Origin of the sequence: Natronospira proteinivora (genome assembly GCF_024170465.1) — a bacterium.
GTDB lineage: Bacteria > Pseudomonadota > Gammaproteobacteria > Natronospirales > Natronospiraceae > Natronospira > Natronospira proteinivora.
In genome coordinates this window covers 160,958-177,315 of sequence record NZ_JALJYF010000002.1, presented here as the reverse complement: position 1 = coordinate 177,315, position 16,358 = coordinate 160,958, and the positions used below count along the sequence as shown (strand labels likewise).

The 16,358-nt window shown below is 58.6% G+C and carries 10 protein-coding genes; 5 read left to right on the top strand and 5 right to left on the bottom strand.

Annotated features, from left to right (window positions below; genetic code table 11):
• Positions 1-19: 19 nt before the first annotated feature.
• From recD to J2T60_RS08060, 4 genes are all read right to left on the bottom strand, one after another.
• Complete coding sequence (recD, locus tag J2T60_RS08075) at positions 20-2,038, bottom strand: exodeoxyribonuclease V subunit alpha (RefSeq protein ID WP_253448136.1); 2,019 nt, start codon at positions 2,036-2,038, stop codon at positions 20-22.
• Positions 2,031-5,789: an exodeoxyribonuclease V subunit beta gene (recB, locus tag J2T60_RS08070; RefSeq protein ID WP_253448133.1), complete on the bottom strand. Its 3,759-nt coding sequence runs from the start codon at positions 5,787-5,789 to the stop codon at positions 2,031-2,033. Before recB ends, recD begins: the two co-directional genes overlap by 8 nt.
• Positions 5,786-9,301 carry an exodeoxyribonuclease V subunit gamma gene (gene recC / locus J2T60_RS08065; RefSeq protein WP_301288399.1) on the bottom strand — a complete coding sequence of 1,172 codons (3,516 nt, stop codon included), beginning with the start codon at positions 9,299-9,301 and terminating at the stop codon, positions 5,786-5,788. Before recC ends, recB begins: the two co-directional genes overlap by 4 nt.
• 131 nt (positions 9,302-9,432) lie before the next feature.
• A complete protein-coding gene (locus J2T60_RS08060) occupies positions 9,433-10,815 on the bottom strand; it encodes a PD-(D/E)XK nuclease family protein (protein WP_253448125.1) in 1,383 nt (460 codons plus the stop codon).
• Positions 10,816-11,028: 213 nt separating this feature from the next.
• On the opposite strand from J2T60_RS08060, the gene J2T60_RS08055 reads away from it, so the two are divergent.
• The 3 genes from J2T60_RS08055 to J2T60_RS08045 all read left to right on the top strand — a co-directional run bounded on the left by J2T60_RS08055 (position 11,029) and on the right by J2T60_RS08045 (position 12,873).
• Positions 11,029-11,682: a HEPN domain-containing protein gene (locus J2T60_RS08055; protein WP_253448123.1), complete on the top strand. Its 654-nt coding sequence runs from the start codon at positions 11,029-11,031 to the stop codon at positions 11,680-11,682.
• 122 nt (positions 11,683-11,804) lie between these two features.
• A complete protein-coding gene (locus J2T60_RS08050) occupies positions 11,805-12,257 on the top strand; it encodes a GIY-YIG nuclease family protein (RefSeq protein ID WP_253448121.1) in 453 nt (150 codons plus the stop codon).
• A gap of 49 nt (positions 12,258-12,306) precedes the next feature.
• Entirely contained in the window at positions 12,307-12,873 is a 567-nt protein-coding gene (locus J2T60_RS08045; RefSeq protein ID WP_253448118.1) for a hypothetical protein, read from the top strand.
• Positions 12,874-12,876: 3 nt separating this feature from the next.
• On the opposite strand, the gene J2T60_RS08040 is transcribed toward J2T60_RS08045, so the two are convergent.
• Positions 12,877-13,740, bottom strand: coding sequence for a hypothetical protein (locus tag J2T60_RS08040; protein ID WP_253448116.1), 864 nt, complete (start codon positions 13,738-13,740; stop codon positions 12,877-12,879).
• A 272-nt stretch (positions 13,741-14,012) separates the two neighbouring features.
• Between J2T60_RS08040 and J2T60_RS08035 the strand changes: the two genes are divergently transcribed.
• Both J2T60_RS08035 and J2T60_RS08030 read left to right on the top strand, forming a co-directional pair.
• On the top strand, positions 14,013-14,201 hold the full coding sequence (locus J2T60_RS08035) for a hypothetical protein (RefSeq protein ID WP_253448112.1): 189 nt from the start codon (positions 14,013-14,015) through the stop codon (positions 14,199-14,201).
• 9 nt (positions 14,202-14,210) lie between these two features.
• Complete coding sequence (locus tag J2T60_RS08030) at positions 14,211-16,349, top strand: AAA family ATPase (protein WP_253448109.1); 2,139 nt, start codon at positions 14,211-14,213, stop codon at positions 16,347-16,349.
• Positions 16,350-16,358: the final 9 nt, after the last annotated feature.

Genomic DNA, 16,358 nt, shown 5'->3' with positions numbered 1-16,358 from the left:
GCGACGAGGCGGGAAGTATTCAGAGGCCCAGCCGCTCGCGCAGCCCCGAACGTCGGGTGACCTGTCGTTCCACAGCAGCGCGAATCAGTGCATGGCCAGTGGCGGCGATGGTGACGCCTTCTCGAGCGCGGGTTACGGCGGTGTAGAGTAACTCCCGGCTGAGGATGGGGTTGTCCTGTTCAGGTAGCACCACCAGGACTCGGTTGAACTCCGAGCCCTGGGACTTGTGCACGGTCATGGCATAGACGCTTTCGGCCCCGTCCAGGCGGCTGGGAAGTACGAGACGAATCTTGCCATCCGGCAACTCGAAGGCCACTCGGAGACGGGCCTCATCCTCATCTTCCAATCGGGTCTTGAGACAGATACCCACATCCCCGTTCATCAGGCCCAGTTCATAGTCATTCCGGGTCATCATGACAGGCCGGCCCTCGTACCAGCCATGGTGGTTTTTCACCAGCTCGGCTGACTTGAGCTTTCTGGCAATACGTTCATTGAGACCGTTCACCCCGAGCGATCCCTGACGGACCGTGGCCAGTACCTGGAAACGGCTGAAGGCGTGGATCACCTGTTTGGCCCAGGCCCGGGTCTCCTCATCCAGCGGGGCCTTGTCGCCATGCTCCTGAGGGCGCTGGTCTTCCATCAGACTGAGATAATCGCGATAGCCGGCCAGTGCCAGGGATTCGACCACCGTATCGTCCGGTCCCTTGAGGGTTTGCTGGGTGACATCCCGGTCCGCTTCGCCCAACAGGTCCAGGCTTCGATCGCTGTCGCCCTCATTGATGGCTTTGGCCAGCCCGCCAATGCCACTCTCGGCCGAGAAGCGATGGCTGTGTCTCAGCATCACGGTGTGCTGGCGAATGGCCGGGGCCTGGTCATCGCTATCTGCCTGGAAGTCCCGGATATCTTCGCCACAGGCCGAATCAATCCATGCCACCGTATCCGCCCGGTAGTCACCGGCCTCCGCCCCCCGACAGAGGTCACCCAATACCGCCCCGGCTTCCACAGAGGCGAGTTGGTCCTTGTCACCCAGCAAGATCAGGCGGCAATCGGAAGGCAGCGCATCCAGTAACTTGGCCGTCATTTCCAAGTCGATCATGGAGGCCTCATCCACAACAACGACATCGGCATGGAGGGGGTTATGTCGGTCATGCCGGAAAAAGCGGCTGTTGCGGCGGCTACCCAGCAGGCGGTGCAGGGTGGTGGCTTCCCGGGGAATGGCATCCTTTACCGAGCGATCCAGGGCCAGGGCCTCAACGGCACCGCCAATGGATTCACTCAGGCGGGCAGCCGCCTTGCCGGTCGGCGCCGCCAGGCGAATGCGCAGGGCCCGGTCTTCGCCCCCTTCCAGATGGCGAGCCTGGAGCAGGCCCAGCAGCCGTACCACCGTGGTGGTCTTGCCGGTTCCCGGCCCGCCGGTAATGATGGTGAGTGGCGAATGTAGCGCCAGGGCAGAGGCCACCTTTTGCCAGTCCGGGCCGGTTGCCGGGGCCTGGTCCTGTGCCTGGGGAAAGAGTCCCGCCAGTCGTTCCGGCAGTCCTTCGGCAACCGTGGGTTCGGCGACCAAGCGCTTCTCGAGGGCTTCAGCCACCTCCTGTTCGTGACGCCAGTAGCGACGCAGATAGAGGCGATTGCCCGAGAAAACCAACGGCCGACTATCGTCCACTTCATCCTGACCGGGCGTGCTGACCACAGTTGATTTCGCCAAGGCAGCCGCCAGCTCATCAATCGGGCGCTGACGGAGCCAGGCTGGTGGCGTGTCGAGCGTCTCTTCCTGGGGTTCCACTGCCCAGTGCTCCGGCCACAGCACCATAGGTTCTGATACCGCCTGCTGCAGGTCCAGGCAGATATTGCCCTGGCCCACCTGTTGGCTGGTCAAGGCGGCCAGCAAGAGCACGATCTCGTTCTGCTCGCCGCTTTCTTCATTGAGCAGGCAGGTGAAAGCGTGATCCACGCTGCGTAGCCAGCCTTCACGGGTCCAGTCATCCAGAATAGCCGAGATGGCTGTATTCAAGGGCAGAGCGATATGGTCATTAAGCATGGGCCACCTCCCGGCTGAACAAGGCATCCAGTTCATCCACCAGTGCCCGCGGTGGGCGCTCCAGGTGGAGCCCCCGGCTTTCATGATTCACACCCCGCAGGAAAAGGCAGCCCGCGCCACCCACATGCCGGTCGTAGTCGTAATCCTCACCCAGGCGTGCCTTTAGCAAGCGGTGCAGTGCCAGCAGATAAAGACTGTACTGGGCGTCATAGCGTTTTTTGACCACCGCCTGCTTCAGTGCTGATTGGGAGTAAGCCGCATCCGATGGCCCCAGATAGTTCGATTTATAGTCGATGACATAGAAGCGGCCTTCGTGCTCGACCACCAAGTCGATAAAGCCCTTGAGCATGCCATTGAGATCGTTCTGGCCGAGCTGCGGACGGCCTGCTTCCGGCAGGGCGTGTCGACGGATAATCGCATCGATTTCGCCAGCATTCACAGCGTTGACCGAGAACATGAATTCCAGCTCGGGGATGTATTGGCCCGGTTCCAGATCCGCTAAGCGAGCCTTGCTCTCCATTAAAGGCAGAGGACTCTCTACAGTGGCGGCCACCCAGGCCTCCAGCGACTGGCCCCATTGCCGCCAACGGCGGGTATTCAGCCGTTCATAGAGAAGCTCACGAAATGCGGGTTCCCCCACGGCCGGAAAACCTTGCCCGGCCAGTGCTTCCAGCAGCCCGTGTAAAAAAGTCCCGGCTGCCGGGCCACGAGGGAAGGCATGCAAGCTATCGGGCTCCGGCTCAACGTCTTCCACCTCTTCGGCCAGACTCTCTTCCACGATCACATCTTCATCAGCCGAGCCCGGTGCCCAGGCCCGGGGGCCATCCTCCAGTAGGGCGCTGTAACTGGCAATCCACCATCGCTCGGCATTGGGTGGCTGCCCAGCATAGTGTCTGGGCATGGCCATGCTTGGGGCACCCGCTTCTTCTGTCAGGAGAAAGGCATCGGGTGGGTGACTGTCGGCGCGGATAATGTGCGTTGGCTCATGCCCGATGACAATCTCATCCAGGCGATCACGAAGATCCAACGCCGGAGCGCCGGGCTGCCAGCGGATCAGATGGCCAATCGCGGCATGCTCCAGGTCCGATTTCTGGAGTTTTTCAGGATCCTTTGTTCGAGGATCCGCCGCCTGTTCCCGTACACCGGCCATCCCTACCCAGCAGGCATGACGGGCCCGGGTCAGGGCCACATAAAGCAGGCGCAGGTCTTCCTGAAAACGTAGCGCTTCGGCCTCTTCGATGATCTCCTCATCGGGTTCGAAGCTCAGGTGACGCTGACCGCCCTTGTAGTACCAGAGTGGCGGGTTCTGCCCGCTCTCCTTGCGATAGGCACAAGGGAAGGGCAGAAAGACCAGGGGGTATTCCAGGCCCTTGGACTTGTGAATGGTGATGACCTTGATCAGCTCGGCGTCACTTTCAAGTCGTATCAGTTGCTCATCACCCGTCTCGCCCTGGCCGGAATCATGGATCTGCTCATCCAGCCAGCGAATCAGGGCCTGGGCCCCATCCAGATGGGCAGCGGCTTCCTGCAGCAATTCACTCAGGTGTAGAAGATTGGTCAGCTGCCGTTCTCCACCCTCAGTTTTCAAGAGACGAGCCGTTAGCTGATGCTCACGCATGAGCTGACGGAGCATGGGGAGCACACCGATGGCCTGCCAGGTTTCTCCATAACGCCAGAAGCGCTCCAGCTCCTGTTCCCAGCGGGCATCGTTCTGTACCAGTTCGTGGAGTGTGTCCCAGCCATGCCCCAGGGCCGCTGTTCCTAGCGCAGCCCGTACAAGGTTTTCGGACTCCGGTTCCGCTGCCGCCTTCAGCCAGCGCAGCACATCCAGTGCCTCTTCACTGCTAAAGATGTTTTCCCGGTCAGAAAGATAGACTGAGCGGAGGCCGCGTTTTCTCAGGGCCTCTCGCACCAGGCTGGCTTCCTGTCCGGTGCGAACCAGGATGGCGATATCGGAGGGGCGAATCGCCTGGAAACCATCCGGGTGATCAAAGCCGGCTTCATCTTGCTCGGCCTGCCATAGCAAGTGGGAGATCTCGCTGGCACAAACCTCGGCCATGGTATCCCGGTATTCTGTTTTGGGAATGCTGACGACCCCAATGTCATCTCGGGTCTTTTCCAGCAACCAGAAATTCATGGCCGCCGCTTCTTCGCCATCAATCACAAGGCGTTCCTTGCGGCCCTTGTAATCCACATCGCGGTAGATCAGGTCTTCTCGGGAAAACGGACCACCGGGCATGGACTGGGCGTGTTGGAACAAATGGTTGACCGCTTCAACCATCGCAACACTGGATCGAAAATTCTTCCCCAGGGTGTGGATGAAGTTCGTGGATTCCTCGCGTGCCTTCAAATAGGTTTCCAGGTCCGCGCCCCGGAAAGAATAGATGGCCTGCTTGGGGTCACCAATCAGGAACCAGCTGCTGTCCTCGCTGCCATTGTCCTTGCCATAGATGGCACGAAAGATGCCGTACTGAACCGGGTCAGTGTCCTGGAACTCATCCACCAGGGCCACTGGGAAATGCTCTCGGATGGTAGCCGCAAGGCGTTCCCCGTTGCCACCCTCCAGGGCCTCATGCAGGTCATTGAGCATGTCATCGAAGCCGATCACCGATTGCTGCTGCTTGAACTGCTTCAGACGTTTTTCAATCCAGCCGCAGGCTTGAGCGAGCAGGGCACTGCGTGCCATCTGCAGTTGCTCACTGGCTTCCACCAGCCGGTCAGAAGCAGCGATGACGGGGTTATCCAGGATCTCGCTCGGCGTATCCGCGTCTTTCTTGGTCGCTTTCTCCAGGGTTTCGAGCGTCAGTTGCTGCCAGGGGCTCACATCACAAGGGGGCGAACCCAGGGTTGGGCGCTGAATCCATTCCCGCAGGGCGGGCAGCATTTTGCCGCGCCAGGTTTTTGGCGTGGGCCGGGCATTGCCCTTGAGGGTCTTGGTTTTCCAGGCCGCTTCCAGGGCCTCGTTGAGATCTTCAAGGTGGTCAGCGACCTGCTGGCGAAAGTGTTCCATCGCCGATTGCCAGGTTTTGCTGCGTTTCTTCAGTTGTTCAAACAGCTTTTCCGGGGGGGCTTGGTCCAAATGCGCGGAATGACCAATGGCCTTGCCCACAGTGCCGGCAAAGGATTCCAGGTCGGCGGGTTTGACGGCCTCGCCATTGGCTGGGTCGCCATTGAGCAGCACGCTGAGACCGAGCAGGGTTGTACGGTCCATGCCATAGAAATGCTCTCGCCAGTAATCTTCCAGGGCCAGGCGGGTCAAGCGGTCTTGTTCTTGCGTCAGCTCCAGGTCGAAGGGGCTGCCTGAATCAAAGGCATGCTGGCGCAGCATGCGATTACAGAAGCCGTGAATGGTGTAGATGGCGGCCTCATCCATCCACTCGGCTGCTGCCTGAAGATGATGGCCGTGTTTCAGGCGTCCTTCCTCATCTTGATAGGCCGCCAGCAGGCCGGTGAGGAATTGATCATTCGGGTCTGCCTCAGCACGTCCCAGAAAGCAATCGGCCGCCTCGGCCAAGCGGGCGCGAATACGATCACGTAACTCCTTGGTGGCCGCCTCGGTAAAGGTCACCACCAGAATTTCCGGCGGCAACAGCGCCCGACGTTCGTCCGCATCGTCCGGGCCGCAATGACCCAGCACCAGGCGCACATACAAGGCAGTCAGGGTATAGGTCTTGCCCGTGCCGGCACTGGCCTCGATAAGGTGACGGCCACTCAGGCCGATCTTGAGAGGATCAAGTACGCCCTGGCTCATGATTCGTCCCCCTCGTCCGTGTTATTCAATGCGTCCACCAACGGCTGGTACAGCGCTTTGGCCCAGTAGGCGAAGGCGGTTTCCTCATCCACTTGATCCACCAACAGAGACGCGGCATCTGGAAAGGCGCGTCTGAGTGCCGCATTACCGCCATGATCCATTTCCCCGGTCTTGCGTGAATTGCCTTCGTATTCGGTTTCCAGCTGCTCGGGGATTGGGTCGTCGGATTCTGACCGCTCTCGTTCACGGCTCCCCAACCACTGAAAGACGGTTCGGACGGGCAGCGGCAGGGGCTGACGCAATCCCGCCAGCCAGCCTTTGAAAAGGGCTTGCAGCAATGCCAAGGCCTGCTTTTCACGGACAGGCGCCAAGCAGTATTCAGTATCCGAAGCGATAATCCAGCTCTCAAGATTCTCGCCCTGGGCACAGACGGCCAGGTGAATCACCCAGTCTTCCAGCAGCCGGTTGTAGCGGGGCTTTCCGTCCTTGCTGATCGGGCCACCCTTCAAGGCCAGCCGGCCCCGCTTGTCGGTATCCGTCCCCTGGCGCAGATCACTGATCCAATCTTCCAGCCGCACGCTCTGCCCATCACAGTTAAAGTCCAGCTCAATCTCCAGAGCCGGGGCCATCTCGGGCCAGTCACTCAGGCGGGCTTGCCAGCGTTCGGCCGCAGCCAGGGCCTGGTGGCTTTCCTGCTCAAGGTTCAGTTCACCGAATTCGCCCACCGGCAAGCGGCCGCTGCGCAGCAGGCGTTGGCCACTTTCTTGGATACCGGTCGCGACATCGCTTTCGGTGGCCTGGCGGACTGGCTCAAGCAGGTGGTTGGCCAGGTCGTATTGTTCCAGGCCCGCAACCTGAAACGGTTCATGTTCCTCCAGGGCATCCGATTCATCGTCGAAGCGCAGCTTCAGCCGTTCCCGGAAGAAATGCGCCGGCGCATCCTTGAGGAAACGCATCAGATCCGAGATGCGAAGGACTTCCGGGTCTTCCAGCTCTGGGGCTGGCAGGGGGGCGTAGCTGGGTTCATCCGGCAGCTCACCGTCCTCGAGCAGGGTGCCCGCGTAGGTGAACATTTCCCCTTCCCCGTTATAAGCCGGACTGAAGCCCTGCAGGGGGTGGGCCACGGTCAGCCAATCCACTGGCGTTTTAATCCGCTCATTCTGTAATTCAGTATCCAGTTGCCAGCCATGCTGGATATGGTCCCGCAGCTGACTCACCAGCACCGACGGCGGCAGCGATTCATTGTCGCGAATATTGCGGCCTACCCAGCTCACATGCAGATGTTCCCGAGCCGAGAGCAGGGCTTCCAGAAAGAGGTAGCGATCATCTTCTCGGCGGGAGCGGTCTCCGGGACGGTACTGCCCACGCTGGCCCATCAAATCAAAATCCAGCGGCGGGCGGCTGCGCGGGTAGTCGCCATCATTCATGCCCAGCAGGCAGACCATCCGAAAGGGAATGGAGCGCATGGGCATGAAGGTGCAGAAGTTGACCCGGCCAGCGAGAAAACGCTGGGCCGGGCCTTCATCTTCCAAAGGTTCCAGCCAGGCCTCTTTGGCAATCCCCAAGGGGATGGTCTCGTCAAAGCCGGCATCGCTGCAGGCGGTTTGCCACTCGGCCATCGCCTCCATCAGGCGCACTTCCAGTTGCAGCTCCTCCGGCGAGCGCAGGTCAAACAGGCCGGCCAACAAGCCTTCCACTCGTTCAGCCCATTGAGTGGGCGTGCCATCCTCAGCCAGGATCTGCCATTGTTGTTCCAGAGCATCCAGCAGGGCACGCAGCCGGCCCAGTAACTCGGCATCCAGGCCACCGATCTCCGGGTAAGGCTCAATACCCGCCCAGGCCTCGCCCCGGCCCACGGCATAACCCAGTAACATGCGTTTGAGCCCGAAACGCCAGCTATTGGCTTCGAAATCAATGGCCAGGTCCAAGGCCTGGCGCTGCCCGGCATCCAGACCCCAGCGAATGCCCGCCTCGCGAATCCATTGCCGCAGCAAGGGCAGGTCCTGCTCACGCAATCCAAAGCGCCGCTGAATGGCCGGCACATCCAGAAGATCCAACACATCACCCAGGGTGAAACGCCAATTGGGTAGGTCCATCAAGTGTTCCAGAGCAATCGCTAGCGGTGTGCCATGGCGCTGGCGGCGGTCGCCTATGGAATAGGAGATGTAGCGGGGGTCTTTTTCGTCCAGGCTGCCGAAGACCGCTTCAATCGATGGGCTGTACTGCTCGATATCCGGCACCATGACAATGATGTCCCGGGGGCGCAGGGGCCTGCCCTGGCGATCGGCCGCTTCAAAGGCGGCCAGCAGCCGATCATGCAAGATCTCCACCTCCCGCTGCGGGCTGTGGGCCTGATGAAAACGAATGGAGTTGTCTTTACCCAGGGTTCTCTTCTCCTGGGGCAAGGGATTGAGATCAAAAATATCCTGCTGGATCTGCTGCAGCAGGGGCGCCGATGCCAGTGCGTTTTCGTCTTTGACGACAGGCTCGAAGATATCGATGGCACTGAACCATTCCGCATAACGCTCAGGCAGGTCATAGTCATACAGCAGGCCGATGTAGTCCCGGCCCTGCTTGCCCCAGGCCGCCAGCAGAGGGTGGCCCGGGCTGCCCGCCTTGCTGCTGTGCCGGGTTTGCTCCAGCTTGAGTAGGTGGCGGTCTTCAATAATGTTGGCCCAGTAATGCTGGCAGGGGTTCTGAACCAGCATCAGGATCTGACAATGCCGGGACAGGGCATGCAGGGCTTCCAGCACCTGGCGAGGCAGGGAGGTAATACCGAAAATCACAATGCGGCGTGGCAGACCCGCCACCCCTTGCGCTTCCCCATCCAGTGCATCAATGAAAGCCTGGTGAATACCCGCCCGGGAGGCCTGATTGTCCGGCTCACCGATATCCTCATGCAGGGCACGCCAGAGCGCTGCCTGCCAGCGCTGCTCCCCTAGCGGTTTTGTCTCCCCCTTTAGCGTACGCAACTGGTCCTCGCCAGCCAGCCAGTCCCCCAGCCAGTCGGCGCGATAGACCTGGTACTGGTCAAAGAGATCGGCCAGGTGGCGGGAGAGCTGATGGCGCTTACGCAGCGGGTCACCTTTCTCCAGAAAGCGCCGAAGCGGCAGGTAAGTCTCCGGTTCAGCCTCCAACAGCTCGGGCAGCAGACGAAACAGCCGCCATTGCAGGCGGGTTTTCTCAAACGGCGAGGCTTGGGGCACCCGGTCGTCTCCCAGCGCCGACCGGTAAGCCCGCCACAGAAAGGACTGGGGCAACTCAAAGCGATGCGCCGCCGAGATCCCCAGGCCCGGCTGCTCAGCCGAGGCGGGTGCCGCCAGGGCGAGCTTCAGCCACTGGGCCATGCCGTTGGACTGGACCAGAAAAACCTCATCCTCCAACGGCCCCAGTGGATACTGGCGCAGCCAGTCCACCGTCACGTTGGTCAGATCTTCAAGACGGTTCCCATGGAGAACACAGAATCCAGGCGAAATCGAAGTCCTTGGGAAAGCGGTCTCAGGCGAATTCAACGGGGCGGCTCCTTTGCCAACGGGAATCAATCGATGCTTACCTTATCTCAAACGGGTATCCCATGAGTATCCGCCAAGAAAGCGACATAGCGTGTCGCTCAAGGGATTGTTCGGCTTGGGTATTAATCCTTTCAATGGAGGAGTTGAGTCAGCTTTTTGACTTGAGTCTCGACCCACGCCGGGAAATCCTCGCCTTCTCTTCCAGTCCAGCGAGTTATATGAAACCAGTGGGTTTCTGTCGCTGAGAGAGGATCCTTTGGCTTTTCTCGATTTTTCAGTTTCTCGAGGACTTTTTTCCACTCGTCCCTTTTGAAATCCCCACTGAGCAAGCCTTCCGGTAGCTCGAGGTGGAGTTGCAGTCTACCCGGCCCGGGATTATTTGCGGTTTCAGGCCTCGTCGTGCGTTTCTTTCCATCCAATTCTATTTTGTCGAGCCTGAAATTTATCCAGGCAGAGCCGCCCAGGGGCTTGCAGAAAGATTCCAGTGCTTTAGGGGATATCGCCAAGTCTGAAGTGTAAGCTTCTGCTGCACTTTTTGGTATCTGTCTGAATTTTTCTATGACGCCCTCAAATACCTTGCTTGAGGTGAGCATTTCCATGGTGTGTTGATATCGGTAAGCGAAGTAGGCGAGCCGTAGTGCGTCATCGCCGTAGGTGCCCTCTTTTTTTAATTCTCGACTTCTATTTCTTGCGAGGTCATATGTGGAGTGACTATTCATTGCTTTATTTATTTCGTCAATGGGTTCCTGGTGGGAAGCCTTCAGGTTTGTCCTTAAGGGGACAAGGTTTTCAGCTACCTCGGGGTAGCTCTTGTCCGTGTCTTCCATGTGATTTATCCATTGTCGGATAACGCTGTCAGTAACGTTGAGTTCAGGTTTTTCATCGATGATTTGCTTAAGGAGTTCTGTTAGTGGGGAGAAGCCCATCGGGGAGAAGTAGCCGGGTTCTGTTATTTGTCCTGTTTCTCCTGTCATCAGCATCTCGTTATAGTCGAGAACAATGACGCCGCGATTATGCCCATCTTCTGAAGCAGCCCAGCGCTCATACATCTCAAGTTGGTTATCTCCGAACCTTGCCCCGGTTTTTACCTCGATGGCTAATGTAAATTGCTGGCCAGGGTTCATTAATAGAATGTCAGATCGCAGTGTTCTTCCATCACCTTCCTCAAACGAATGCTCTGTGAAGACCATGGTGTCTTCCAGGGAATGTGCATCCATATCCGATAATCGCCATTCGGACCAAAATCCTTTTTTTGATACGCCCTTTTGCTCTGAGAAATCATCTGCGTGTTGAATAGCGCTCTTTAAGAACTCTCGCAGCACCCGAGTGCCGAATCCATGGCCCTGATGCGAATCCAATAGCCAAGCAATGAGCCGGTTGTGGTAAACCTCATTTAGTTCCAGAACATGAAAAATATTCTGGAATCGATCATATGAGGAAGCTTTTCGGAAATTCGGGTCAGAAAGTAACGCTTCAATGTGATCGATGGTGGTCTTTTCTGTCTTGTTTGACATAGTGCTTCCTTCGGATTGCTTAAACTGGGTCCTGAGCGGGGCGCAACATCATGCATGTGCTAAGTGGTGATGCTAATCGATAAGCTTAAGTTGGAGAAAATATTGATCGTTTGGGATTAATGGGTCAAATCGAGGGTGCTATGTTCGAGGGGATGTAATGCCTGCTAGCATCGGGCAGTCTGTTAAATTCAGTTGATGGCAGGGAGCGTGAACGTGGGTAAGGGATACACCGAACTCAAGGAACGCCAGCGCGCCGAGCGTGATGGCTATCCGGAAAACCTGAGCCTGCGCGTGCACCGCGCCCTGAGCTGGCTTAACCGTGCCGAGCAGTGCGAGGACGACCTGGACGGTCGTTTCATCTTTCTCTGGATCGCCTTTAACGCAGCTTATGCCAATGACACTGGTGAAATCCGTATCGCCGAAGGCCGGCGCCTCGGTGAATTTCTGGAACGCATTGTCCGCCTGGACGCGGGAGGTCGGCTATCCGGCATCGTATGGCAGCAATATCCCCAGGCCATTCGTGTCCTGCTCGACAACCAGTTCGTGTTTCAGCCCTACTGGGATCACCTGAACGGCATTGAAGGGGCCGAAGATTGGGAGCAGGAATTTCGGAGCGCCCGCATCGCCGCCCAGAAATCGTTGGCCAGGCAAAACACCGCCAAAATCCTCGGCATTGTCTTTAGCCGCCTTTACACACTGAGAAACCAGCTTGTCCACGGCGGAGCCACCTGGAACAGCCAGGTCAATCGGCAGCAGCTTGCCGACGCCAACCAGATCCTGGGCGACCTCGTCCCAGTTATTATCGAGATCATGATGGATAATGACCAGGATTATTGGGGTGAGGCTTATTATCCGGTGGTTCTATAACATTGATCCATTATTTGCTATTTGGTAGATGTGGAGCGTCACGCCGTAGCGCATATAGAGGATAGTATTGCTGATCGTAAATTGTTTATATCTCCACTTGGATATCCTCACTAGGAGGATTTATGCAATCTCCCTTTCCCCGCGGAAAACCACGTGTATGGCGCAAGGATTTTAGCTATTCGACGTTGCCCCAGCAGTGGGCAATGTATCGATTTGTTGCACCCGGTAACGGAATCGATTATATCGGGATAACAAATAATTTATATCGTCGGGCCGCGAACCATAGATCTAAACCAAAGGTGTATCTGCCAGATATTCACGAGATCCATTATCAGATTCCTCGCGAAGGAGTGCATTATGATGAACTGCGGGCATGGGAGATTCATAAAATCGCCCAACATGAGCCTCGTCTTGTTGGGAATATGGGTGGGGGTGGTAAAACACCCACGATTGTCATATATGGTGAGGAAGTTGCTATTGAAGATGGCGAATCCGCAGAAGATGCAGCAGAGCGAGTCGGTCTATTTCAAGAGTTTTTGGATATTTTTCGGTCCCGGTTCGGCTCAAGCGGCTAGCTAGGTTTGAGAGTGCGGAGTTGTTTCTAGGTCACCATGGAGAGGTACATTGAGCATTAAGCTGTATAGAAAGACGAATAAAACCGACAGTAGTATCTTCGAGTATCAGAAATCGAAATCCACTCGTCGTCCGCCCGGTAATGTGCCCTACATCGTGGATAATCTCTGGGAATGGGCGAGGCCCGAGGATATGCCTAACCGGCGGCACTCGGTGTTTGCGGGCCCCGATCCAGAGGCACTGGATATCGAAGGGCAGGCGTATCAGGTGGAGTTGTCTTCAGACGCGGTTGTTGCCCAGATTCCTGAGAACGATGCTAAGTGGCATCCTGATGTAAAGAGGCTCCCCAAGGCGGTTCTAAAGCACCTCGGCCTCGGCTGGGCAACTCTGCCATTGGAAGAAAAAGCTCATATTAGTCCGCTCTGGGGCCCCTGCCTGTCTGCGCAGGAAGTGGAGCGCCTCCTCGATGAGGAACTCTTGGTGGATTTGAAAGGCGAACTCCGCAAGCTAATCACCCTATGGGATGACGCTAAGCTGGTTAGTCAGAATGGAGACTGTCCGTTCAGCACTGGCGAAGCGTTCTTTGAAGCTTCCAGCTGGCGTCTGATACCGACCTAGCTGCTAGTCGACTCCGAGTTGCGGCTTCAAGGCGTTTCGAATGGCCTTCTGCCGCAGGCTCCTATTGTTGCTTTTTAGTTGCGCCGCAAAACGCATGAGCTCTCGACGGCGGGTGAGATCGGTGATTCCGGGCAGTTTCAGAATCGTTTCATATCGAGTCTCAGGCTGCGGGATTTGCCGTGAGATTTTTGAGAAACCGTGCATCAATTCGGGGTCTTCCAGTTTTTCAATAGTCTGGTAAATCCGCTGGATCATACGGAAGTGGTCGGCTTCGAATAGAGTTGCCTGAGACCAGTCCCTCTGCGCGGCTGCCAATTGGGCAGGGCACATCCGATCATCTCCAAATCGACGCACAATCTTCCCGAATAGCCTCACGGCGGGGGTCTGATTGAGCGATTGTGCCGGGGCGGTCAAAATCCATGATGCCAGCATGGCCGCGTGGCGCGGGCTGGCAGTATTTTCAAGTAGGTCCACGAAGTCCTGGGTTGCCGGGAGCTCCCGGCAGGCGTGGAAGAGTTCGATGTCGAGAATGTAACAGAGAGGCTGATCGGGCGGAGACCAACCCCAAAATCGGTTGCTATTCTCAATAGCCTGCTTAACCGGCTCACTGTCTTTGCAACGCGGGCCATTAAACAGGCAGCGAACTTGCCAGATAGCCTCATCAGGCCCTTTAGCCCTGGCAAGCCGAAGCAATATGGCCAGGATTGTCCCGCTCGTGGTCAGATCGTGTAGCCATGAGACACCTTCCTTGATCTTGCGGCATCGAATACGTTCGTCAGCCCGCCCCAGCTGTCGACTTGAGAGGCCACAGAGTGTGCGTAGCGAGTGGACCAGGACTTCAATTTGATTTGTATGAGAAGTTTTCATGATGGTGGCCCGGATTGTGTGGGGCTCCGCAGCTCAACAGGCCACCTCGTCTCGGCGGCGCGGTGAAAAGTGCAAGGCTTAGCCCTGAAAGAGCTGCCCTTGAATGCTTTTCAGCGTGCCAACGGCGCGCGACATCAGCTGTCGCCACCCCCACCTACGCTGAAACCTGCGACACATCCCACCCGCTGGGCGGAGCTCGCCTGGCAGGGACGCGGTGGGGTGTGTCGCCCCGTTTTCGGTTCAGCCAATTTCGACCTACAGGGGTGGCGCTCATGAATACACAAAACCGCTTCGAGACCGGCCACCAGGCCACACTCGCCGCCACTGGCGAGAAAGTCACCATCCTTTACCGACTCCATGACGGCCAGGGTGGCCACGCCCGGTACCGGGGCATCCTGCCCCCACAGGCCCCCGGCCACCGCGAGCGCATCCAGACCATCCGCGCCCAGCGGCTGGCCTAGGAGGCCGTCATGTCTCCCCAGGCATTCCTGGAACGCATCAAGGCCCAATCCAGGGCGGCGGAGGGTCGTTCTCAGCACTTCTCGGCCCTGACCGCCACCTGGCTACTCAACCTTCTCCTGGCTCGGCGGGGCCGCATCCATCTGCTGCTGCAGGACGATCGCCGCCCCTTGCACAGCCTGTTGGATGAAATGGGGATCGAAACCCACCAGGCCCTGGAAGCGGCCGAGATTCAGCACCTGCTAAGTGATCGCGCCCAGCGTCTGCAGGCGGCCCGGATTCGCCCGGGGGGCCGCTTTGCCCGCAATCTCGAAAGCCTGCGAGAAAAGCTGGGGCTGACCCCGCTGGAGCGCGATGCACTGGGCTTTCTCGTCATCACCCGAGCCGACCCCACCGCGCGAATGCTCATCGACGCCCTCTATCCCCAGGCCCCACAGCACGCCTTGATCGAGGCCATCAGCACCGGCCTGCAGGCTTCAGCTTCCGGCGTGGCGGCCTGTCTGCGATCGGATGGCGTCTTGCGTCGGGCTGGCTTGATCAGCCTGATGGACGGCTCCAACTTCCCCTTCTGCTCCCGGCTCGGCATCCGGACCGGGCTGATCGACGCCCTCGGTGCCCGGGAACTGGATCTGGAAGACTTCCTGCGCGATGCCATGTACCCCGCACGCCCCAGCCGCCTGGCCTGGGAAGACTTCCAGTACATGCAGCAGGAAGCCGAGCTGATCCGAAGCAGGCTGGCCCACGCCTACCAACGCCGCGATAACACCGCCCGCGAACAGCCATCCAATAACGCCGCCAGCCCCGGCCACTGCAACGTCCTGCTCGCCGGGCCACCCGGCACCGGGAAAAGCGAATTCGCCCGCCTCATGGCCCGGGAACTGGCCGCCGATGCCTGGGAGATCGCCGACCTGCAGCCCGGGGATGATGCCAGCGCCCGAACCCGTGACATGAGCCTGGCCCAGGAAATCCTCGCCCACGCCAAGCGGCCCCTGATCATCTTCGATGAAATCGAGGATGTCTTCGGCCGTGACCTGGGGCTTGGCAACCAGGACAGCGCTGACCACAGCAAGGGCTGGATGAACCGTTTCCTTGAATCCAATCCCGTCCCCACCCTCTGGATCACCAACTCCGTGGCCCGCATTGACCCGGCCCACCTGCGCCGCTTCGACCTGGTCATCGACATGCCACAGGCCAACAAACCCACCCGTGAGCGCCTGGTCCGCCGACAACTGCCCGAGCACCTGGCAGAAACCCGCCTGGGCCGTTACCTGACCCGGACCCCGGACATCACCGCCGCCGATGTGGAAATACTGGCCAGGGCCAGCCAAAGCCTCGCCACCAGTCATCCGGCATCCACCGAAGCCAGCCTGGAACGCCTGCTCGACCATCGCCTTCGGGTCATTCACGGCCAGCGTTACCAGCCCCCCCATAACGACAACGCCCCCTACAGTCTCAAATGGCTCAACCCGGACACCGACATCGAACCCATCGCCAACGGCCTGGCCCGCAGCCGAATGGGCCGCATTCTCCTCCACGGCCCACCTGGCACCGGCAAGACCGCCTTCGCCCACTACCTGGCCGAACGCCTCGATCTCCCCCTGGTCAGCAAATCCGCTGCCCAACTGCTAGGCTGCTTCGTAGGCGAAAACGAACAAAACGTTCGCCGCCTCTTCGAACAAGCCCGCCGTGAACAGGGAGTGCTCATGCTGGACGAAGCCGACAGCCTCGTCGCCAACCGGGAAGGCACCAGCCAACAATGGCAAGTCAGCCTCACCAACGAAATCCTCCAGCAAATGGAAACCTTCCCCGGCATCTTCATCGCAGCCACCAACCGCATAGACCATCTGGACCCCGCCGCCATGCGCCGCTTCGACTGGCGCATCAAGCTGGATTGGCTGAAGCCTGAACAGGTGGTGGATATGGCGCGGGCGACGCTGAGAGCCCAAGAAGGGCAAGAGCCCAGCGAGGCTGACTTGGCGCAGTTCAAGCAGATTGGGCCTGTGGCCCCGGGGGATTTCAATGTGGCCCGGCGTCAGGCTCTTGTTCGTGGGATTGAATTGAATTCGGGTGCTCTTAAGAGAGTCTTGATGGAACAGAGACGTGGAAGGCAACTGGAATCGCCAGGAATGGGGTTCCTCGCTCTTGTTTAAAGGATACGA